This is a genomic window from Rhodococcus mengyinensis (genome assembly GCF_048381435.1).
Lineage (GTDB): Bacteria > Actinomycetota > Actinomycetes > Mycobacteriales > Mycobacteriaceae > Rhodococcus_F > Rhodococcus_F opacus_D.
In genome coordinates, this window is the sequence record NZ_JBLWIT010000129.1 from 20,842 (window position 1) to 40,582 (window position 19,741).

Here is a 19,741-nt window from a genome sequence, read left to right on the forward strand (position 1 = left end):
TTATTGCACGAATCATTCTGGTAGCCTGGTGGCATGACCGCAGACATCCAGCAGGGGAAGGCCGGCGACGATCTACTCGCTCTCGACCGGCAGGTGTGTTTCGCGCTCGCGATCGCGAACCGGGCGGTACTCGCCGTCTACCGCCCCTTGCTCGAACCGATGGGGCTGACGCATCCGCAGTACCTGGTCATGCTCGCCCTCTGGGGAAAGGCCCCGATGGCGGTCAAGGAGATCGGGACCGCACTGCAACTCGATTCACCCACCCTCTCGCCGCTCCTCAAGCGTCTCGAAGCGTCCGGACTGATCACGCGCACCCGCAGCCGGGCCGACGAGAGGCAACTGGATGTCGAACTGACCGAAGCCGGTGCTGCGCTACGTGCGGAGGCCGAGAAAATTCCGCCCGCCGTTATCGAAAAGCTCGGTGTCAGCCTGGCCGAACTCGAAGAACTTCACGACGTTCTCACCCGCGTCAATCAGGCTGCGCTCAGAGCGGGCGCGCTCGATCACTGAGGACAATCATGTCGAATTCGACTTCAGCACAACATGAACAGGTAATAGTCATGTCCCGAAACACGCAACGAACCCGGCCCGGCCCCCTACAGTGGCTGGGCTACGCGGTAGGCCGTAAACTACCCGACTCCATGCAGGACTGGGTCCGCAACGACCTGGTCGGTGACTGGGCGGTTCCCCGGCACCTCGTTCGCAGCATGGTCCCGTTCGTTCCGGTCTTCGCCGCGTTCTTCCTGTTCCCGGGGCCGCTCGGACTGCGAGCCTCCATGGTCTTGCTCGGAATGCTGCTCGCCGTGTTCTATGCGGTGTCGTACATGGCACAGAACCGATCTCGACGCCTGGAGAGGCACGGACTGCCGCCCGACCTGGAGAACCCGAGGAAGGCGTCCCGTCACGACGCCGAAAAGGCCGCGTACGAGAAGCTCCACGGACCTCCCGGCACCTGGGGCATCGAACGGCGCAGCGGCAACGAACTCCGCTGAAGACAGTCGATCAACCGTTGCCGAGAACGGTCACATCGTGAGGACCATCCGATAGCGTGCGCGTCCTTCCTCCATCGCGGCGTAGGCCTCCGCCGCTTGGGCCAGGGGCCGTTCCTCGATTCGGGCGCGCACGCCTGACAGGACCGCGAAGTGCATCGTCTCTTCGACGTCGCGGGCGGTGCCGGACGGGTGGCCGGTGACATCGACGCCGGGAGTGATCAGCTGTAGGGGGCTGATCGGCAGTGGGTCGGGCGTGACACCGACGACCGTGAGTTCACCGAACGGAAGCAGCCCACCGACCACATCACCCATCGCTTTCGAATTCGCCGCGGTCCCCAGAACCACGGATACGCCACCGAGAGCCTGCAACGCTTCGCTGACGTCACCGGCGGTGGAATCGATGTAGTGGTGGGCGCCGAGCTGACGGGCGTCGTCGCCTTTGTCTGCGCCGCGGGCGATGGCGACCGTCTCGAAACCCATCGCCCGGGCGAACTGCACACCGAGGTGGCCGAGTCCGCCGATGCCGAGGATGGCGACGCGGTCGCCCGGGACGGCCCTGGTTTTGCGCAGCGCGTCGTACGTGGTGACTCCGGCGCAACTCATAGGTGCTGCTTCGGCGAAGGACAATTCGTTCGGAATCCGGGCCAGTGCGTTTGCTGGAACGATCACCGACTCGGCGTATCCGCCGGGGTACTGCCAGCTCGGCACCTGCAACTTCTCGCAATGAATGAAGGAGCCCTGACGACAGGGGATGCACCGGTTGCAGTGCCCACCGAACCAACCCACAGCGACGCGGTCGCCGACGGCGTAGTGGTCGACGCCGTCGCCGAGTTCGGCGATGGTTCCGGCAATCTCGTGTCCAGGTGTCAGGGGCCAAGACATGTCCGGGAACGCGCCGTTGACGAAGGCGTGGTCGGTGCCGCACACTCCGCACGCCGACACCGCGATGCGTACGTGGTCGCGCGGGGGCGACCCTGTTTCGACGTCGACGAGTGTCAGCGGTTCGCCGGGGGCCTGGACGTGAACTGCCTGATGGGTGGGCATCTGTATTCTCCCTGTCTGTCGTCCTGGGCGATCGAGAACCAGGTTTCAGTGAAGCCCCTCGGCGGAGCTCCTGACAAGGGTTGACGGGGTCCAACCCATCGACGTGGAGACAAATGGTGCCCGGCGACACGACCCTCCGTAGGTCATGGCCGCGCCTTTTCCAACAGTGCTTCCTCGGTGGCGGCATCCGTCTCCCCGCGGATCACGTGCTCGTCCGGGGCGCCGGGGCTCAGGTGTTCGGCTGTGCTGATCCGCACGGTGATCAGGGCTGCGAGGGAGAATGCCATGACGGCTGCCGCGAACGTGATGATGGCTGCGCTGAAGGGGAGGAATTGGATCAGGTAGCCCGTTCCCACGGGTAGTAGAGCCGCAGGAATGTAGCCGGCAATGTTCAAGGTCGCGTTTGCTTCGGCGCGATGGTTCGAGGCGATGCGGGTGCCGATCAGCGTCAACGCCGCAAGCTGGCCGAGGCCCTGTGCGGCGCCGGCAAGAAGTGCCGCGATGACGAACAACGTCGGTGTAGGGGAGATGGTGACGCTCGCTGTCAGCGTCGCCATCGAGACGAACGCGGCAGCGGAACTCAGGGCGAGATGGGTTCTGGTACGGAGATGTGCCAGGGCGAACTGAATTCCGGTTGCTACCAGAAACATGCCGCATGCCGCCGCGCCCGCGAGTAGCGGGCTGGGGGCGTCGATGCCGGTGGCGAGGACTGTCGGCCCGAGGGAGAGGAAGAACGAGGTCGAGGTGATGCCCGGAGCGAATGCTGCTGCTCCCCAAGCGAGCTCACGGCGATTCGGGCGAGGAACGGAAGGCCATGACCAGAGAGGTCCGACAGGACCGTCCTCTGCGAATCCGCGGTGGAGTGGCAACCGTATCGCGACGACCAGCGTCAGCGTCGTTATCGCGAGCACGATTCCGAATATCCAGGACTGTGGTGTGTCGATGAGCTGGGAGAGCGCCCCGGACAGGAGGGGGCCGAGTCCGGCACCGAATACCATTGCAGCGGAGGCGATCATAGATCCGGTCCGGCGCCGGTGATCGGGGGCGAGATCGATCGTCGCCGACATGCCCGCTGTGACGGCCGCGCCGACCGCGGCGCCGGCCAGCAGCCTGGCCGCCAGCAACCACAGTACGTCCGTGGCCGACAGGAAGAGCCCCGCCGCGGTGACCGCGGCGATCAGGCCCGGGACGAGCACGATCTTCCGCCCGTATCGATCGGCGAGTTTCCCGGCGACGAGCAGGGTCCCGATCAGCCCGACCATGTACGCCCCGAACACGATCGTCAAGGTTCCGGAACTGAATCCCCATTCCGCTTGCCAGCGCGTGTACAGCGGTGTGGGTGCGTTGGACAGCACGAATACGGCTGTCACCGTGCTTGCGGCGGCCAGGGACCACCTCAGTTCCTTCGGGCCGGCCGAACTCTTTGCCATCGCTGTCTCCTCTTCCGCACCCGGTTCGATACCGGTCGTACTAGTACGAGAAATGTCGTACAGAGATGGTACGACAAAATTCGTACTAGCGCTATGCTGGATCTATGACCGACCTTGCGCCGACCTATCGCACGAGCGACAGCGAAGAGCCTTCTCTGCCGACGCCGCTACCCGAACCGGCGGCATCGGAGATCCGTCTGGAGCGGGTCATGGGCGTCCTCGCCGACCCGCTGAGACTCACGATCGTCAATCGGCTGTTGACCAGCTCCGAGGAATACGACCACACGTGCGGATGGTTCGGATTCGACCGGCCGAAGTCGAGCCTCACCCACCACTTCAAAGCGCTCAGGGAGGCGGGTGTCATCCGACAGCGGCAGCACGGGCTCGAGCGACGAAGCCGAGTCCGCATCGAAGACCTCGATGAGCGTTTTCCCGGCCTCGTGGAACTCATTGCGGACTGGCAGCCGGCCGATGGCGAAGCAGTGTGAGTCATTCGGAGCGCACTCGGCTCCTGATCTGCTCACCGATTTCCTCGGTGGAGCAGGATTCCTGTCCGCGGGATGCGACGTGGTCCTGAACTGCCTGGTCGATGGCGTTCGCTTCACGTGACAGCCCGAGGTGATGCAACATCAACGCGACCGAGAGGATCGCGGCTGTGGGATCGGCGACTCCTCGACCTGCGATATCCGGGGCGCTCCCGTGTACCGGTTCGAACATGCCGGGGTTCCTCCGTGAGCCGTCGATGTTTGCGCTTGCCGCCAGCCCGACACCCCCGCCCAGGGCTGACGTGAGATCGGTGATGAGGTCGCCGAAGAGGTTGTCGGTGGCGATGACGTCGAATCGGGCAGGGTTTGTGACGAGATGCAGCATGGCCGCATCGACGAGCATGTGATCAACCTCGACGTCCGGATACAGCGCTGCCAGGTCGTTGGCAGCGCGGGTCCACAAGGAGCCTGCGAAGGCGAGAACGTTCGGTTTGTGCACGATCGTCAACCTCTGCCGCCTGACCGTGGCGCGCTCGAACGCCTCCCGGAGAAGTCGATCGACGCCGAAGCGTGTGTTGACACTGACTTCCGTAGCGACTTCATGGGGCGTTCCGACGCGGAGTGCGCCCCCGTTGCCGGTGTACGGGCCTTCGGTTCCCTCCCGGACTGCCAACAGGTCGACATTCACATCTCCGGCAAGCACTCGAGGCGCGCCGGGCATCGTCTTCGTCGGGCGTAGGTTGATGTGATGATCTAGCGCGAAGCGCATTTCGAGCAGGAGGCCACGTTCCAGTGTGCCGGCGGCGACGGTGGGGTCGCCGATTGCACCGAGCAGGATCGCATCGTGATGCCGGATCTCGTCGAGTGTTTCCGGGGCGAGCAGGCGACCCGTTGCCCGGTAGTTTCGGGCGCCCAGGTCGAAGTAGCTGGTGTCGATGGTGGGGACAACCTCGTGCAAGGTCCTGACCGCCTGGTCGATGACTTCGGGGCCGATTCCGTCCCCGGGAATCACTGCAATTTTCATCAGATCTCCGAACTATGAACGTGGGACTGGGTCCGCGCGTGACGAGTCGCCCAGCGCGAGTGCAGCGGGCGGAAGGGGCGTCGGTCCACTGAAGCTATCGCGCTCACCCAAATGCTGGAATAGCGGTGCCACATAGTGGGATTCACGTCAACCGACGAACCCTGTGGACCATGCGCATCTCCGAGTGGTGCAGTTCGGCGCTGGGGTCTGTCGGGCTCGGGCATCGGAGGTCCACGTCGGCGTATTGACAAATTGTGAGCCAGTGCACATACTCGAAACTGACACGGCGTACCGCTGAACGGCACAGTCCCGCTAGGGGCGGCCCGCGGTTGCCATGTCTCGCGAACCCCACGCCGCCCGCGTGTGATCGCAGGTCGAATAGCGACTTACTGGAAAGGGAAAGGCCATGCCATTTGTGGACACGGAGAGGTTCACAGAGGCGCTCAACTTGGATCCCGAATTCAAGATTGCGGCGCGCTTCTGGAACGCCATCGTCCGGTTGGAGATCGGCGATGAAACCTACGTGCTGGTGATTCGTGACGGTCGACTCGACTCCATGGCACCGCCCGAGGGCAACAACCTCATGACGGTTGCGCGGAACTACGACATCGAGATCTCGGCGTCGATCGAAGAATGGAGCAAGTTCTTCCAGCGGGTGCCTCGCCCGTTCTATCAGGACCTCTTCTCGGCGGTCACCCGGCACAACTTCCGCTATGGGGGAGACATGAAGATGTTCTTCGCCTACTACGCCGCGCTCAGGCGACTCTTCGATTTCATGCGTTCGTACACCAACGTTGCCGAGGAGGCGAAATGACCACGACGAAGTTCGACAAGGCGGTCGGGCGGTACGTCCATCTCACGATCGACGACGTCGAGTACCGGGTCTACTACGAGGAGAGCGGGTCCGGGATCCCGCTGCTTCTCCAGCACACCGCCGGCTGTGACGGCCGCCAGTATCGTCATCTCCTCGAGGACGAGGAGATCACCTCGCACTTCCGTGTGATCACGTGGGATCTGCCGTATCACGGGCGGTCGCTGCCGCCGCTCTCGGTGCGATGGTGGGAGCAGGAGTACAACCTGACCCAGGACTTCTTCATGAAGTTCGTCATTGCCATGGCCGAGGCCCTCGACTGCGAGGACGCGGTGTACATGGGTAGTTCGATGGGCGGCAACCTCGCCCCCGATCTGGCCCTGCACTACCCCGGCGTGTTCCGTGCCGTGATCGCGCTCGAGGCGGCGCTGCATTCGCCCGGCTTCTATCTCGACTACTGGTTCCACCCCGAGATCAGCAACGACTCCAAGCCGGCGGCGATGTACGCGCTCACCTCGCCGACGGCGCCCGAGGCCGGCCGCAGGGAAACGACCTGGGTCTACAGCCAGGGGTCCCCGCCGGTCTTCAGGGGTGATCTCCACTACTACAGCGTCGAGCACGATCTTCGGGAAACGGCACAGAACATCGATACGTCGAAGACCGCCGTGTACATCCTCAACGGCGAATACGACTTCGCGACGGGACCGGAGGAGGCCGAGGAACTCGGCGCGCGGATCGAGGGTGCGAAGGTCGTTCCGATGGCGGGACTCGGACACTTCCCGATGAGCGAGGACGCAGCCCAGTTCTTCCGGTGCATCAAGCCGGTGCTGTGGGAAATCCGTGACTCGGCCGTGCCGTCGAAGGTGCTTTCGGCTACCCAGTGACCCACTGACCGGTTGCGCGGCCGGCAGTGCTCGTGGTGGTCACGAGGCACGGGGCCGGCGCAACCTCGCGGGCCGCCGACGAGCGAGTTCCTCCAACCTCGCTGTCGGCGGCTCCGCGCCACCCATCAGGTCGCGACCCGACTCGATGGGTATGAAAGATCGAATCCAGGATGGAAGTAGAAGTTGAGGTGGGCGTGAGCGAAGTCGAATGGGACGAGGTGCGCGACGGTGGGTTCATCGGGTTGATCGGTCCACTGCTGCTGCGTCGCGGAGAAGGCGGTGCACGGGAATACGGACTGCGGTGTGAACCCAAACATCGAAACCTTCGAGGAGTCGTGCAAGGGGGCCTGATCATGGCCTTCGCCGACCGAGCTCTCGGTTCGACCGCTCTGGCGGAAACCGGCACGCAGAACATGGCGACCGTGCAGCTGAATGTCAGTTTCCTCGGTATCGTCCGGGTCGGTGACCTCTTGACGAGCTCACCCCGTATCGTGCGGCGCACGGCATCGATCGTCTTCGCGGACTCCGACCTGCGGGTGAACGACTCGGTGGTGGCAACGGCGACGGGCGTCTTCAAGATCCTCGCGGACAGTTCGACGCCAGTCGGCGTCGGCGCGGCCGCCGAGGGTCGCCTTTCGGTGAGTCCGTAGCGGACATCCAGACTGGACATTTCGAGATACTGTGCCGATAATCGGCACAGTATGAAATGTTGCACCGCGCGGAGCGGCGGTCGAGGGAGAGGAACAGTAGGTGCAGGGCATCGAACGAGGTTTGCGCGTACTCGAAGCTGTGGCGGAGAGCCAGCCGGTCGGAGTAGGCGAACTGTCACGCACCCTTCAGTTGCCGAAATCGACCGTGCAGCGGACTCTTCAGGCACTCGCATCCGCCGGCTGGATCCGCAGCGATGAGAGCGAGTACACGCGATGGAAGCTCACGTCACGGGCACTCGCCGTGGGCCGGCGCGGCTGGGACAAGGGAGACTTGCGAACGGTCGCGCTCGAACCGATGCGTGAGCTGCGGGATCTGACGAACGAGACCATCACACTCCAGGTCCGTGACGGTGCGGAACGGGTGGTTCAGATCGAACGCATGGATTCCCATCAGGCGGTTCGCACCTTCATCAAGGTCGGCAGCACATGGCAGCTACCTCACACGTCGGGTGGAATGGCCATCATGGCGCGCCTGCCGGACGACGAGGTCGACAGAATTCTTTCCAATCCCATCCAGCAACTCACTCCGCAGACCGACACCGATCCCGAATCGATCCGAAAGAAGATCGAGGAGATCCGCCGCGTCGGGTATGCGGTGAACGTCAATCAGAACCGGATGGGAGTATGTGCCGTCGGGGCAGCTGTGCTGGGGGAGGGGGGATGCCCGGTAGGTGGCATCGGTATCTCGATGCCGGAGACCCGTTTCGACGAGCATCGTGTGCCCTGGTGGGGAAAGCAGGTCTCCGACACTGCAGCGAACGTGAGTTCACTGCTCTGATCCCGCCGGTAAGCGCTAGTCCGCGCAGGCGAAACTCGTTCGCGGTGATTCCTGGAAAACGCCCCGTGCCTCAGATGCGGCACGGGGGCTTCGACTGTGGTGACCTCGCAGGTCCGGCGATGTCGTCAACTGATGCGGTTACCCCGCGTCGGAAACTATGCCCGAGAGGAACTTCCGTTCCTCTCGGGCACAGTTGCCGCTCCGTCACAGGCGTGCGGTAACCGTCTTGAGCTGGCAGTAGTGCTTGAGCGCCTCGAAGCCCTTCTCCCGGCCGAAACCGCTCAACTTGTATCCACCGAACGGGGTTTCGACACCACCGGCGAAATACTGGTTGATGAAGACCTGCCCCGCCTCGATGGCGCCGGCCACGCGATGGGCCCGGCCGTGGTCTCGGGTCCAGACCCCCGCGACGAGTCCGTAGTCGCTGTCGTTGGCGATCTCGACCGCCTCCTCATCGGAATCGAATCGGAGCACCGTCAGCACCGGGCCGAAGATCTCCTCGCGCGCCACGCGCATCGTGTTGTCGACGTCGACGAAGATGGTCGGCTCGATGAACAACCCGCGGCCCAGCCGCCCGGTGTCGGCGACGTGTCCACCGGTCGCGACACGTGCACCCTCGCTGGGACCGAGTTCGAGATACGAGCGGACCTTGTCGAACTGCCCTCGCGTGGCCAGGGATCCGATGTCCGGGTCCTCGATGCCCGGCGCGATGACCGTGGTCTTCGCGTGCTGGACGAGGCGATCGACCAACTCGTCGTGCACCGAAGAATGCACCAGCAACCGGCTGCCGGCAGAACATACCTGCCCCGCCTTGGTGGTGAACGCGGTCCAGGCGCCTGCCGCGGCCGCGTCGAGATCGGCGTCGTCGAAGACGATGTTGGGGGACTTGCCGCCCAACTCGAGAGTCAGCGGAATCAGTCGCTGGGCGGCCGCCCGCATGATCGCCCGGCCGGTCTCCACCGAGCCGGTGAAGACGATCTTGCGGACCTTGTCGTGGCCGGTCAGCGCAGCTCCCGCATCAGCACCGAATCCGGGAACGACGTTGAGAACCCCTGCGGGCAGTCCCGCTTCGACGGCGAGACGGCTCATCTCCAGTGCCGACAGTGGCGTGTCCTCGGCGGGTTTGAGGACCACCACGTTGCCCATCGCCAATGCGGGTGCGATGGCCCGCGCGGCCTGGTTGATCGGCGCATTCCAGGGTGTGACGACACCGATCACGCCGAACGGTTCGTTGCGGGTGTACGAGAGGTAGTCGGGTCCCAGCGGAATCGTCTCGCCGTGTACCTTGTCTGCCGCCCCGCCGTAGTACTCGAAGTATCGTGCGGCAGTCTCGATGTCCACGTTCGACTGCGACAACGTCTGACCGGTATCGAGTGTTTCGATTCGGGCCAGTTCGTCTGCGTGTTCACGCAGTGTGCGGGCGACCTCGAGGAGAATGCGACCGCGAGTGGCGGCCGGGGTGTCACGCCACGAGCGGAAGGCGCTCTGCGCTACGGCAACTGCTGCCTCGATATCCTCCGCTCCGCCGAGCGCGACTTCGGCGATGACGTCGCCTGTGGCGGGATCACGAGTGGAAAAGTACTGCCCACTCCTACTGCGCTCGTCATGTCCGCCGACGAACGTTTCGTAACGCTCTCGCATTGTGCTTCCTATTCCGAGTGGTGCAGCCGGGTGACCGGCGCACCGAGTTTGTGCCGATATATGGCACAGTGTTTCTATTGATAGCTTGGTTCGTTCCCGCGATCTCTGTCAAGGGCCGGGTGTCCTCCCACCATCGGGGGAACACCCGGCCTGGATCGAAGATCGGAGGTACGAAATCCTCGATCCGCGGATCACGCAGCCGACCCGCAAATCCCATCCGGCTTCGGTGAGAACGGCTGTGGGCGTTGCAGACGGGAACGCTCCCCAACCGGAGTCGACTACGCGTGCGGCAGCGGTCGAGCGGGTTGTTCGCCGCCGCGCGCGTCGCCGTAGCTTCGCTTGGGTACGAGAACTTTGCGTCGGAAGATGCAGACGATCTGCCCGTCCTGCTTGTAGCCGCGGGTTTCGACGTACACGACGCCTCGGTCGTCCTTGGACTTCGAGGGCGTGACTTCCAGGACCTCGGTTTCGCCATAGATCGTGTCACCGTGGAACGTCGGCTTGACGTGCCGCAACGATTCGATTTCGAGATTGGCGATCGCTTTGCCGGACACATCCTGTACGGACATACCGAGCAGAAGCGAGTAGACGTAGTTGCCCACGACCACGTTGCGCCCGAATTCTGTAGTCGCCTCCGCGAAGTGAGAGTTGATGTGCAACGGGTGGTGGTTCATCGTCAGCAGGCAGAACAGGTGATCGTCGTATTCGGTGACGGTCTTGCCTGGCCAATGCCTGTAGATTGCTCCGACTTCGAAATCCTCGAAGTACCGACCGAACTGCATGTTCTGCACTTTCTCCGTGGTCGTCACTGTTCACACACCGCTCTCTACGGTCTCGGTCTCCGGCTTCCACACATCGAGTCGTTCCATGCCGGCCGCGCGGCCCTGGCCGGCGATGACCAACGCCATCTTGCGGGACGCCTCGTCGATCATTTCGTCGCCGAGCATCACAGCGCCCTTGCGGCCGCCCTGGTCGGAGGTGAACCACTCGTACGCGGCGAGAATGTTTTCGGCGTGGTCGTAGTCGGCCTGGGCGGGACTGAAGGTGTCGTTGGCGGCGTCGATCTGGGCCGGATGCAGCACCCATTTCCCGTCGTAGCCGAGTGCAGCGGCCTGTCCGGCAACCCGGCGGAAGCCGTCGACGTTTCGGACCTGAACATAGGGTCCGTCGATCGCTTGCAGCCCGTTGGCTCGGGCGGCCATCAGGATTCGCATCAGCGGATAGTGGAATGCGTCGCCGACCCCATAGCCCGGTGGCTGCTCACCGATCACGAGCGACTTCATGTTGATGCTCGCCATGAAGTCGCCGGGGCCGAAGATGATCGTTTCGATGCGCGGCGACGCGGCTGCGATCTCGTCGACGTTGATCAATCCGGCGGCGTCCTCGATCTGCGCCTCGATTCCGATTCGGCCTACCTCGAAACCCATGGTCTTCTCTATCTGGGTCAGAGTGAAGTCGAGCCAGGCGATCTGGGCAGCCGACTGCACCTTCGGAAGCATGATGCAGTCGAGATTCTGACCGGCACCTTCGACGACCTCGACCACGTCACGATAGGTCCAGTGGGTCGTGAGGTCGTTGACCCGCACCACGCGAATCTTCGACCCCCACCCACCTTCGTTGAGTGCCGAGACGATGGTCTTGCGCGCACCAGGTTTCGCGAGTGGAGCACACGCGTCCTCGAGGTCCAGGAAGACCTGGTCGGAATCGAGACCCTTCGCCTTCTCGATCATCTTCGGGTTCGAACCGGGAACCGCGAGGCAGGAACGCCGCGGTCGTTGTGTTCTGGACATGATCTCCCTATCTTGTTTCTTCGAGCTGAAAGGCAGCTGTGGTGTTGTCGAACTGGGCCAGCACTTCATCGGTATGCTCACCGAGTAGCGGTGCTCGCCGGACATGGGTCGGGGGCGCATCCGCGAACTTGATCGGAGAGTTGGCGATCGTCAGCGGGTGGGACACGCCGGGATGATCGACCTCGACCAACATGTTGCGGGCACGCACGTGGGGATCCGCATAGATGTCCTCGACGGTATTGACCGGTGCCACCGGGACCTTGCCGCCGAGTGTTTCCACGATCTGGTCCTTGGTCCGGGTGGTTGTCCACGCGGTCACCGCAGACATGGTGAAGTCACGATTGGCCAGTCGGCTGACGTTGTCCCTTGTGCGTTCGTCCGTAGCCAACTCGGGGCGACCGATTGCCGCGCAGAGTTGCTGCCAATGTTTGTTGCCCGGCGCGGCGATACTGACCCACCCGTCTGCCGCGGGCACGACATCGAAGGGACAGAGCAGGGGATGGCTGTTTCCCTGCCGGGTCGGTACTTCGCCGGTGTAGGAGTGCTGGTAGACGGCGCGTTCGCACATCGCCAGCATGGCGTCGTACATCGACACGTCGACGAAGCCGCCGACTCCGTCGCGGCGAGCACGGTGCACGGCCGACAGCAGGCCGATCACCGCGAAGAGCGCAGGCACGGTGTCACCGAGACCGGGACCGGTCTTGATCGGGGGGCGGTCGGGCTCGCCGGTGATTTCCATCAAGCCGCTGACGGCCTGGACGGTGATGTCGTACGCCGGCCAGTCCCGCATCGGGCTGCTGCCGGTGCGTTCGTCACCGAATCCGCGGATCGCCGCATATACCAGGTGGGGATTCTTCTCCTGGAGTCGCTCGTAGGACAGCCCCAGCCGGTCCATGACCCCGTGGCGGAAGTTCTCCACGACGACATCGGCGTGCGCGACCAGGTCGAGCAGCGAGGCGCGCCCCTCCTCGGTGGTGAGGTCGAGAACGACACTGCGCTTGTTGCGATTGACGCTCTGAAAATACCCACCGAATGCGCGTAGTTCGTCATCCGGTGCGAACGGTCCCTGCTCTCGGATGAAGTCACCATGAGGGGGTTCGACCTTGATCACGTCGGCGCCCAGATCTCCGAGGACCATGGTGGCGAAGGGACCCGCGAGCATGGTCGTCAGGTCGATCACCACGACATCGTTCAGTGGCCCGGCGGCCAGCGATCTCATCGTGTCTGCCTTCCGAGGATCGAATCCGAGATGATCTTCAGCTGGATTTCCGACGTGCCCTCGAAGATTTTGGTGAGCTTGGCATCCCGCCAGTACCGTTCGACGGCGAAATCGGTGGTGTATCCGGCACCGCCGTGAATCTGCAGGGCCTCACTGGTTACTCGTTCGGCCATCTCGGTGGCGAGGTACTTGACCATCGATGCTTCCACGGTATTGCGCCGGCCGGCGTCGACTTCGGTGCACACCCGGTACATCAGCGATCGGGCCGCCTCCACCTCGGTGGCCATGTGCGCGATCTTGAATCGGATCGCCTGGTTCTCGCCGATCGATCGGCCGAACTGGACGCGTTGCCGCGCATAGGCAACGGAGTCCTCGAGCGCTCCGCGTGCCACGCCGATGGCGCGGGCGGCGGTATGAATCCGGGCGGTCTCGAGATCGCCCATTGCGACCTTGAAGCCCTCGCCTTCGGGGCCGACCATGGAGTCACCAGCGGCGTAGGCGTTGTCGAAGGACAGCTCCCACGTCTTCCATCCGTGATATCCGATCTTGCGTACGGGCGTGCCCGTCACTCCCGGGGGGAGCTCACCCCGAGGCTTCGGCATGATGAAACAGCTGATACCGCGCGATCGGTGGTCGCGGTCAATGGGTGACGTACGGGCGAATACCTGAAGATAGTCGGCTCCGTCGGCGAACGTGCACCACATCTTCTGGCCGCTGATCCGCCACCCGTCCGCTTCTCTGCGGGCCCGAGTCGACAGCGCTGCCACATCGGATCCTGCATCGGGCTCGGACAAGGCAAAGGCACTGAGGAAATCGCCCGTAGCCATCCGCGGCAGGTACTCGCGGCGCTGTTCCTCGGTGAAACCAGCGGTGAATTGTTGTCCGCGAGCGATCAGGCTCGACACGCTCATCCACGCGCGGGCAAGTTCCTCGACGATCAGGGCGTATTCGAAGACCCCGAGGCCCAGCCCGCCGTATTCCTCGGGAATCAGAACACCGAAAAATCCTAGCTCGGCCATCTTCTGGCGCAGTTCCATCGGAATCTCGCCCTTGACCGGATCGAGTTCGTTCGCCACGGGCAGTACTTCCTTGGCGGCGAACTCTCGCGCCATCGTCTGGATCGCGAGGCGCTCGTCGGTGAGATACCCGGCTCCTGACGAACCGACGTCGTCAACTACAGCAGTCATGAGGCTTCAACCCTTCATCCGTGCCTCTAAGCGGCACAGTGTTCCGATATGAATTAGAATGCCCCACCGGAGCCGTATTGGTCAACCCTCCCTCTGACGAGTGGTGGAAACAACGTTGTCTATGCAGGTCAAAGGCGCATTACAACCGACGTCGTGTCCGGTCCTCGTTCTCCGATGTTGGCCAGGACTCGCGCTGTGGGCAGGGTTGCCGGGTGCGTAGAGAGGGGAAGTGGTGTGCCGTTATCTGGAATAGCGTGCCGATATCGACTACCATGGTTCGCGTCCGATCCAGATGGGTCGGCCTGCGAAGACAGCACCACGCGGCGATGGTTGATGCCGAAGGGCGACAGGAACGGATCGGTGTGGGCTCATGGGTGTCCGTGGCAACAAACAAGCGCCGGCGCATCGGCGGTTGTCCCACGCGCTGCGCGAGCAAATCGCCGCAGGCCACTTCCACGGTGGTCGCCAGCTTCCCACGGAACTCGAACTTGCCGAACAGTATGGATTGAGTCGGCAGACGGTGCGGCGAGCATTCTACGATCTCGTGGCGGATGGCCTGGTCTATCGCGTTCCGGGGAGGGGCACGTTCGTCTCCGAACTGGGGAGTAGGCGTCTCCGGCGGCTCGGAGCGATAGAAGAACTGACCAATCTCCCCGCTGGTACCACCACGGAAATTGTCGCGCCTCTGCGACGTAGGGCCGATATCGAAGCCGCAAGCCGTTTACGCCTCGACAATGACTTCGTCTCCACGATCGCGTATGTACGCCGGTACGCGGGGATCGTGTTCGCGATGACGACCGTCCATCTGCCGGATCTGCACGCGCAGCATCTGTGTGGCGGCGTGGGGACGGAGCCGGGCGCGATCGGAGCGCACACGATCATCGGTCTTCTGGAACCCCACCTGGCGTCTCCCGTTGTCGAACTCGTGCAGTCGATCACCGTGGCGCCGGCGACCGAGGAGACCGCCCATCACCTCGATTGCCCCGCCGGACATCCGCTGTTGCGCGCCGATCGTGTGTATCTCGATTCGGACAGTCGGGCAGTCGAGTTGGCGGTCAGCTACTACTTACCCGAGCACTACACCTACCGAAACACCATTGGCAGAAGTTGACGGGTCCTTCTCGGGCCGCCAGAGGCGGCCCGAGAAGGAGCGAATCCCGCGAACAGGGGGAGAAATGTCGATCAGGAATCTTCGCCCGAAATGTCGCTGCGGAACGTTTCCGGCACCGCTATGGCCCCCAGGAGCGTGATAATCGCGGTGGCCACGATGTACCACGGAAAATACTGGGAGTAACCGGCATTGGCCAGGCTAGTGGCAACAAGCGGGACCGTTCCGCCGAAGATTGCCACCGAGAGCGAGTAGGGAAAACCTAGGCCGCTCACTCGTACGTGCGGTGGGAAGTTTTCGACCATCACAGCTGACGTGATCGATGTGCAGAGGCTCAACAACAGTAGCCCGATGAGCTGAATGCATATCAGAACCGAAAAGTTCGAACTTGTTATCGAGAGCAGGAAAGGCGTCACGATGACGGTGCCGACGCCGAATGCGTACATGCACGGCTTACGTCCATATCTGTCGGAGATCAGCCCGGCCACCGGCTGTGCGAGTGTGTAGAGGATCAGCGTGATGATGCCGACCGTCATTGCGGTGGTGGCAGAGGCGCCGTTCTGGATCTGGAAGTACGTAGTCAGGTACGTCGCCCAAAAGTATTGTCCAACGCCCATTCCGGTGGCGATCGCAAACACGATCAGGGACTGCCTGGGGTAACGCTGCAGAGCATTGAGCGGGTTGCGGCTGCCCGGTGCCGCGCCGCCCTCGTCGGAGACGGTAGTCCCGAGGGTTTCCTGCGTCCCGCGGCGAATGTACCAGGCCACGATCGCAGCCAGGGCGCCGACAGCGAAGGGGATTCGCCAACCGTAGTCCCGCATCGCATCTTCACCGATGAGTGCGACGAACACGGTGATGAAGGCGAGACATGTCAACTTCCCTATGCCCGACGCGACGAACATGAAGCTCGAGTAGAAACCACGTCGGCCGGCGGGTGCGGATTCGACGATGAAGGCACCAGCCGTCGTGTATTCCCCTCCAGCGGACAATCCCTGCAGGATGCGGGCAACGGTGAGGATTATGGGCGCGGCGACACCGATCTGGCTGTACGTGGGGCAGACGGCGACAAGCAGGCTGCCGCCTGCCATGAGGCTGATGGTGAGGCTCAAGGCTCGCCGCCTGCCGTACCGATCTGCGAATAGTCCGATGAAGAGTCCCGCCAGCGGACGTGCGAGGAACCCGACGGCAAAGACGCCGAATGCGCTCAGGAGCGGCACCAGCCCCGACTCGGAAGAGGGAAAGAAGGAAGATGCGAAATAGACCGCGAGGTAGGAGTACGCGAGGAAATCGAAGAACTCGACCGAGTGTCCGATGGTGCCGGCGATCAGCTGTCGTCTCGGATTCAAGACAGCCGTTTGATCGGAAGTTTCTATCTTCATTGAGAATTGTCTTTCTGTGAAGGCGTTGCTCGTGATTCTGGAAGGCACTCGGCTGCCTGTGGCTCGATGAGGTTCCATTCGTGGGAGAGTTTTGGGGGACTGACCACCCCGGACCCGTGACTTCGAATATCGCACGGGAAATCTGCAATCGGTGCGAGCCCGTCACAGGGGCGTCGATAGTGAAGCCGACATCGATCGTGCTGCATAGCGGCACAGTGTGTCGGAAAGTGAGTATCGTGCCTCGGATCACAGTCTGTCAAGGATGCCTCATCGGGTTCGCCCACCAGTCACAGCGTTGTGCGCTGCCGGGCAGGTAGGTCGGCGGAGGTAGCGAACGTGCAGGCGGCATCACGGAGAGCAGGGGATGCATCTTGGATGCTGTGCCGACTAGCGGTATGGTGTGCCATAGATTGTTCAGCTGGGCGCAATGGGCGCACCGGTGGGGGAAGGAGTGGGCTATGACGATTGCGCCGCACGAATCAACCGATGCCATCGCGCACGATCTCGCAGTGTGGGCCGCAGGTATCGAGCCAGGGGCCGCGGATCTCGATCTCGCTCGACGTGCTCTGGTCGACACCGTTGCAGTGACCCTTGCCGCACTGGATGATCCGGCAGCTGCGTGGACGGATGGGCTGCCGGCTGCGCTTCGCTGGGCAGCGGTCGGGCACGTGCTCGATTTCGACGATCTGCACATACCCTCCACCACCCACGTCAGTGTGGTGTGCGTTCCCGCGACGTTGGCGGTGGGCGGCGGTGGGCGGGAGTACCTGGCGGCGGCGGGTGTGATGGCACGTCTGGGTACCGCGCTCGGTTGGAACCACTACACACAGGGGTGGCACACCACCGCGACAGTCGGTGCCATCTCGGCTGCTGTCGCTGCGGGGCTGTCGCTCGGGCTCGATTCTGACGGTATCGCCACTGCGATGGCACACGCCGTTCCCGCCGCAGGTGGCGTCCGCCAGGCCTTCGGCACCGCAGGCAAGTCGATTCAGGTCGGATTCGCCGCCGAAGCTGGTGTGCGTGCGGCCGGACTCGCCGCTGTCGGCGCGACTGCCGACCCTCGTGCTGTCGGTGAATGGTTCCGGCTCGTCGGCGGGCGGATGTCCCCGCAAGTCGAAGGTCCCATCATTCCGGATGGTCTCGGGCTGAAGCTTCACCCGTGTTGCTACGCGCTCCAGCGTCCAATCGCGGCGGTTCGGTCGCTTGGTTCGTTATCGATCGACGACATCGCCCGCATACGGGTGCACACTCCGCGCAGCGCGGTTTTGCCGTTGATACACAACTTTCCGAGTTCGGGTCTGGAAGGTAAGTTCTCGCTGAACTACGGCATCGCGGCAGCCCTGCTGGACGGGTTCCCCGATATCGGGAGCTTCACCGACGCTGCTGTGCAGCGGCCGGAAGTGCGGAGCATTCTCGACCGCGTCAGTCTGGTCGCCGAGCCTGTGGGCGAGGGGGTGCTCGATGGAGACTGCACGGTAGTCGTCGAACTCCGCGACGGATCACAACTCGAGGCCGTGGTCGACCTGCCTGTGGGGCATCCGCGCCGGCCTGCATCTGTCGCAGATTTCGAAGCCAAAGTTCGAGGGTGTGTCGGTGACGAACGGGCGGCCGAGATTATGAACCTGGACTGGGTTTCGGCAGCGGCATTGCTGCAACGTCATCTGCCGGGCGGTGTCAACTGAAGAACCGCACGGACATCATTCCGACCAAGCGGAGTTCAGGATCACATCGACGAAGTCACCCCGGACGAATCCGGGAACGAAGTGTGCCAGCACATCGGCCTTCACGTTGCCGAACGTAGTATCCGGGCGGTCTTCGAGTCCATCCGTGAAGGCAGCGAGGATCTCGTTCTTGAAGTCCGGCCGCGGGTGGGAGGCAACGACGGCGGCGCGTTCCTCGTCGGTGATCGCGTCGTATCCGATACCGAGTACGTCGAGTTCGACGCCGCGGGTAAGCAGCGCGATCTCCGGTGCCATATGCAGTGGAATCTCGGGGGTGGTGTGGAGTGCGATGCTCGTCCACACCGTGTCTGCCTCGTCTTCGCCGATTCCGTGGGAGCGGAGGAAATTGCGGGCCTCGTCGGCGGCGTCGATCTCGAATCGCTGATCCGCGCGTCGGTATTTCGTCGTGAGTCCGAGGTCGTGGAACATGGCCCCGACGTACAACAGTTCGGCATCGAACGCGAGTTTCTGGTGTCGGGCTCGGAGTGAGCCGAACAGGAACACGCGCCGGGAGTGGTGGTAGATCAACGGGTTCGCGGCCTCCCGCACCAATTCCGTGGCTTCGGTGACCAGGACGTTGTCGGGAATGTCGATGCCTGCGACGGTGTCGGTCATGCGTTTCTCGCTTGCGGAGGCTCTGGTCCGCGGGGCGCGGCTGATCTACTTCACAGTGACATTGTCAACCGCGGCGGAAACCGCCATTCCGGCCCACTTCCGCACAGATCGGGACATGTCCGGTCGGCTGCTCTCAGCGATGGGTGGAGTGGAATCGCTGGCGATACGCCCGCGGCGACACCCCGAGATGCTGGATGAAACTGCGTCGCAAGCTCTCCGGGCTGCCGAATCCGCTGTGCTGCGCCGCGGAAGTCACGGTGTGTCCTGCATCGAGCATGGCTTTGGCGGTGTCGAATCGGATCAGCTCAACGTACTTGGCCGGGGTGGTCCCCAGCTCGTCCTGGAACAGCCTGGTCAGATGCCGGGGACTGACGTTGGCGCGCGCGGCGAGCCGGGTGATGGAGTGGTCACCGGTGGGATCCGCGGCTACGGCATCGACCACCTCGCGGAGCTGTCCGGTGCGTGGCCGCGGCCCGCTCAGGCTGGGGGAGAACTGGGACTGACCGCCCGGTCGCTGCAGGAACACCACGAGTGACTGGGCGACAGCTCGTGCCAGTTCGGTGCCGTGATCGCGTTCGACGAAAGCCAGGGCCAAGTCGATCCCGGCAGTGACACCTGCCGAGGAGAAGATGGTGCCGTCCTCGACGAAAATTGCGTCGGGTTCCACGGTGATCCGGGGATATCCGCGCGCGAGGGTATCGGTGTGCTGCCAGTGGGTGGTCGCGCGCCGACCGTCGAGGAGCCCGGCCGCCGCCAGGATGAACGCACCAGTGCAGATCGAGGCCATCCGGTCGGCGTTGCCGGCCAGCGTGGTGGCCGCACCGGCGAGTTCCGGGCTCACCGGCGTCGACGGAAAAATGTCGCCACCCATCACCAGCGCGGTTTGACCGCGGAGCGTAGCGCGCAAGCCCGGTCCTTCAGGG

Annotated in this window: 20 protein-coding genes; 9 read left to right on the top strand and 11 right to left on the bottom strand. The window is 63.5% G+C overall.

The genetic code is table 11. From position 1 onward, the window contains the following. Positions 1 to 33 precede the first annotated feature (33 nt). Both ACNJ7E_RS30390 and ACNJ7E_RS30395 read left to right on the top strand, forming a co-directional pair. The gene (locus ACNJ7E_RS30390) at positions 34 to 510 is read left to right on the top strand and encodes a MarR family winged helix-turn-helix transcriptional regulator (RefSeq protein WP_009472891.1); all 477 of its coding nucleotides are present in this window, start codon (positions 34 to 36) and stop codon (positions 508 to 510) included. Positions 511 to 560: 50 nt separating this feature from the next. Continuing rightward, on the top strand, positions 561 to 992 hold the full coding sequence (locus ACNJ7E_RS30395) for a DUF5313 family protein (protein ID WP_418341687.1): 432 nt from the start codon (positions 561 to 563) through the stop codon (positions 990 to 992). Between the two features lie 30 nt (positions 993 to 1,022). Here the strand turns inward: ACNJ7E_RS30395 and ACNJ7E_RS30400 are convergent, their stop codons facing one another. Together ACNJ7E_RS30400 and ACNJ7E_RS30405 are read right to left on the bottom strand one after the other, a co-directional pair. Next, a complete protein-coding gene (locus ACNJ7E_RS30400) occupies positions 1,023 to 2,036 on the bottom strand; it encodes an alcohol dehydrogenase catalytic domain-containing protein (RefSeq protein WP_280784291.1) in 1,014 nt (337 codons plus the stop codon). Positions 2,037 to 2,179: 143 nt separating this feature from the next. Further along, positions 2,180 to 3,466: an MFS transporter gene (locus tag ACNJ7E_RS30405; protein WP_418341688.1), complete on the bottom strand. Its 1,287-nt coding sequence runs from the start codon at positions 3,464 to 3,466 to the stop codon at positions 2,180 to 2,182. Between the two features lie 104 nt (positions 3,467 to 3,570). Between ACNJ7E_RS30405 and ACNJ7E_RS30410 the strand changes: the two genes are divergently transcribed. Then, the gene (locus ACNJ7E_RS30410) at positions 3,571 to 3,954 is read left to right on the top strand and encodes an ArsR/SmtB family transcription factor (protein ID WP_280784289.1); all 384 of its coding nucleotides are present in this window, start codon (positions 3,571 to 3,573) and stop codon (positions 3,952 to 3,954) included. A 1-nt stretch (position 3,955) separates the two neighbouring features. On the opposite strand, the gene ACNJ7E_RS30415 is transcribed toward ACNJ7E_RS30410, so the two are convergent. Continuing rightward, a complete protein-coding gene (locus ACNJ7E_RS30415; protein WP_418341704.1) occupies positions 3,956 to 4,978 on the bottom strand; it encodes a 3-isopropylmalate dehydrogenase in 1,023 nt (340 codons plus the stop codon). A 403-nt stretch (positions 4,979 to 5,381) separates the two neighbouring features. Between ACNJ7E_RS30415 and ACNJ7E_RS30420 the strand changes: the two genes are divergently transcribed. From ACNJ7E_RS30420 to ACNJ7E_RS30435, 4 genes are all read left to right on the top strand, one after another. Beyond that, positions 5,382 to 5,789, top strand: a complete 408-nt coding sequence (locus ACNJ7E_RS30420; RefSeq protein WP_280784288.1) for a hypothetical protein — start codon at positions 5,382 to 5,384, stop codon at positions 5,787 to 5,789. Further along, positions 5,786 to 6,670, top strand: a complete 885-nt coding sequence (locus ACNJ7E_RS30425) for an alpha/beta fold hydrolase (protein WP_280784287.1) — start codon at positions 5,786 to 5,788, stop codon at positions 6,668 to 6,670. Before ACNJ7E_RS30420 ends, ACNJ7E_RS30425 begins: the two co-directional genes overlap by 4 nt. A 194-nt stretch (positions 6,671 to 6,864) precedes the next feature. Further along, complete coding sequence (locus tag ACNJ7E_RS30430) at positions 6,865 to 7,320, top strand: PaaI family thioesterase (protein WP_280784286.1); 456 nt, start codon at positions 6,865 to 6,867, stop codon at positions 7,318 to 7,320. A 100-nt stretch (positions 7,321 to 7,420) separates the two neighbouring features. Continuing rightward, positions 7,421 to 8,158 carry an IclR family transcriptional regulator gene (locus ACNJ7E_RS30435; RefSeq protein ID WP_005253146.1) on the top strand — a complete coding sequence of 246 codons (738 nt, stop codon included), beginning with the start codon at positions 7,421 to 7,423 and terminating at the stop codon, positions 8,156 to 8,158. Between the two features lie 204 nt (positions 8,159 to 8,362). On the opposite strand, the gene ACNJ7E_RS30440 is transcribed toward ACNJ7E_RS30435, so the two are convergent. From ACNJ7E_RS30440 to ACNJ7E_RS30460, 5 genes are all read right to left on the bottom strand, one after another. Next, positions 8,363 to 9,799 (bottom strand): aldehyde dehydrogenase family protein, encoded by a 1,437-nt coding sequence (locus tag ACNJ7E_RS30440; RefSeq protein WP_280784285.1) that lies wholly within the window; start codon positions 9,797 to 9,799, stop codon positions 8,363 to 8,365. 278 nt (positions 9,800 to 10,077) lie between these two features. After that, positions 10,078 to 10,608 (bottom strand): MaoC family dehydratase, encoded by a 531-nt coding sequence (locus tag ACNJ7E_RS30445; RefSeq protein ID WP_283334012.1) that lies wholly within the window; start codon positions 10,606 to 10,608, stop codon positions 10,078 to 10,080. Positions 10,609 to 10,611: 3 nt separating this feature from the next. After that, entirely contained in the window at positions 10,612 to 11,589 is a 978-nt protein-coding gene (locus ACNJ7E_RS30450) for an HpcH/HpaI aldolase/citrate lyase family protein (protein WP_105413863.1), read from the bottom strand. A 7-nt stretch (positions 11,590 to 11,596) separates the two neighbouring features. Continuing rightward, positions 11,597 to 12,808 carry a CaiB/BaiF CoA transferase family protein gene (locus ACNJ7E_RS30455; protein ID WP_280784282.1) on the bottom strand — a complete coding sequence of 404 codons (1,212 nt, stop codon included), beginning with the start codon at positions 12,806 to 12,808 and terminating at the stop codon, positions 11,597 to 11,599. Continuing rightward, positions 12,805 to 13,995: an acyl-CoA dehydrogenase family protein gene (locus ACNJ7E_RS30460; protein WP_280784281.1), complete on the bottom strand. Its 1,191-nt coding sequence runs from the start codon at positions 13,993 to 13,995 to the stop codon at positions 12,805 to 12,807. Before ACNJ7E_RS30460 ends, ACNJ7E_RS30455 begins: the two co-directional genes overlap by 4 nt. Before the next feature lie 370 nt (positions 13,996 to 14,365). Here ACNJ7E_RS30460 and ACNJ7E_RS30465 point away from each other — a divergent pair, with 370 nt between their 5' ends. Further along, entirely contained in the window at positions 14,366 to 15,106 is a 741-nt protein-coding gene (locus ACNJ7E_RS30465) for a GntR family transcriptional regulator (protein WP_280784280.1), read from the top strand. A gap of 71 nt (positions 15,107 to 15,177) precedes the next feature. Here ACNJ7E_RS30465 and ACNJ7E_RS30470 read toward each other — a convergent pair whose 3' ends face one another. Beyond that, positions 15,178 to 16,482, bottom strand: coding sequence for an MFS transporter (locus ACNJ7E_RS30470; protein WP_418341689.1), 1,305 nt, complete (start codon positions 16,480 to 16,482; stop codon positions 15,178 to 15,180). Between the two features lie 380 nt (positions 16,483 to 16,862). On the opposite strand from ACNJ7E_RS30470, the gene ACNJ7E_RS30475 reads away from it, so the two are divergent. Further along, the gene (locus tag ACNJ7E_RS30475) at positions 16,863 to 18,164 is read left to right on the top strand and encodes an MmgE/PrpD family protein (RefSeq protein WP_418341705.1); all 1,302 of its coding nucleotides are present in this window, start codon (positions 16,863 to 16,865) and stop codon (positions 18,162 to 18,164) included. Between the two features lie 15 nt (positions 18,165 to 18,179). Here ACNJ7E_RS30475 and ACNJ7E_RS30480 read toward each other — a convergent pair whose 3' ends face one another. Both ACNJ7E_RS30480 and ACNJ7E_RS30485 read right to left on the bottom strand, forming a co-directional pair. Beyond that, on the bottom strand, positions 18,180 to 18,818 hold the full coding sequence (locus ACNJ7E_RS30480) for an HD domain-containing protein (RefSeq protein WP_280784278.1): 639 nt from the start codon (positions 18,816 to 18,818) through the stop codon (positions 18,180 to 18,182). A gap of 133 nt (positions 18,819 to 18,951) precedes the next feature. Further along, on the bottom strand, positions 18,952 to 19,689 hold the full coding sequence (locus tag ACNJ7E_RS30485; RefSeq protein WP_280784352.1) for a GlxA family transcriptional regulator: 738 nt from the start codon (positions 19,687 to 19,689) through the stop codon (positions 18,952 to 18,954). Between the last annotated feature and the right edge of the window lie 52 nt (positions 19,690 to 19,741).

What these genes read in the sequence shown, in the direction of transcription:
- ACNJ7E_RS30390 (WP_009472891.1), top strand. Translation starts at nt 34, where the DNA reads ATGACCGCAGACATCCAGCAGGGGAAGGCCGGCGACGATCTACTCGCT.
- ACNJ7E_RS30425 (WP_280784287.1), top strand. Translation starts at nt 5,786, where the DNA reads ATGACCACGACGAAGTTCGACAAGGCGGTCGGGCGGTACGTCCATCTC.
- ACNJ7E_RS30470 (WP_418341689.1), bottom strand. Translation starts at nt 16,482, where the DNA reads ATGAAGATAGAAACTTCCGATCAAACGGCTGTCTTGAATCCGAGACGA.
- ACNJ7E_RS30400 (WP_280784291.1), bottom strand. Translation starts at nt 2,036, where the DNA reads ATGCCCACCCATCAGGCAGTTCACGTCCAGGCCCCCGGCGAACCGCTG.
- ACNJ7E_RS30405 (WP_418341688.1), bottom strand. Translation starts at nt 3,466, where the DNA reads ATGGCAAAGAGTTCGGCCGGCCCGAAGGAACTGAGGTGGTCCCTGGCC.
- ACNJ7E_RS30410 (WP_280784289.1), top strand. Translation starts at nt 3,571, where the DNA reads ATGACCGACCTTGCGCCGACCTATCGCACGAGCGACAGCGAAGAGCCT.
- ACNJ7E_RS30395 (WP_418341687.1), top strand. Translation starts at nt 561, where the DNA reads ATGTCCCGAAACACGCAACGAACCCGGCCCGGCCCCCTACAGTGGCTG.
- ACNJ7E_RS30440 (WP_280784285.1), bottom strand. Translation starts at nt 9,799, where the DNA reads ATGCGAGAGCGTTACGAAACGTTCGTCGGCGGACATGACGAGCGCAGT.
- ACNJ7E_RS30480 (WP_280784278.1), bottom strand. Translation starts at nt 18,818, where the DNA reads ATGACCGACACCGTCGCAGGCATCGACATTCCCGACAACGTCCTGGTC.
- ACNJ7E_RS30460 (WP_280784281.1), bottom strand. Translation starts at nt 13,995, where the DNA reads ATGACTGCTGTAGTTGACGACGTCGGTTCGTCAGGAGCCGGGTATCTC.
- ACNJ7E_RS30455 (WP_280784282.1), bottom strand. Translation starts at nt 12,808, where the DNA reads ATGAGATCGCTGGCCGCCGGGCCACTGAACGATGTCGTGGTGATCGAC.
- ACNJ7E_RS30450 (WP_105413863.1), bottom strand. Translation starts at nt 11,589, where the DNA reads ATGTCCAGAACACAACGACCGCGGCGTTCCTGCCTCGCGGTTCCCGGT.
- ACNJ7E_RS30465 (WP_280784280.1), top strand. Translation starts at nt 14,366, where the DNA reads ATGGGTGTCCGTGGCAACAAACAAGCGCCGGCGCATCGGCGGTTGTCC.
- ACNJ7E_RS30485 (WP_280784352.1), bottom strand. Translation starts at nt 19,689, where the DNA reads ATGGGTGGCGACATTTTTCCGTCGACGCCGGTGAGCCCGGAACTCGCC.
- ACNJ7E_RS30420 (WP_280784288.1), top strand. Translation starts at nt 5,382, where the DNA reads ATGCCATTTGTGGACACGGAGAGGTTCACAGAGGCGCTCAACTTGGAT.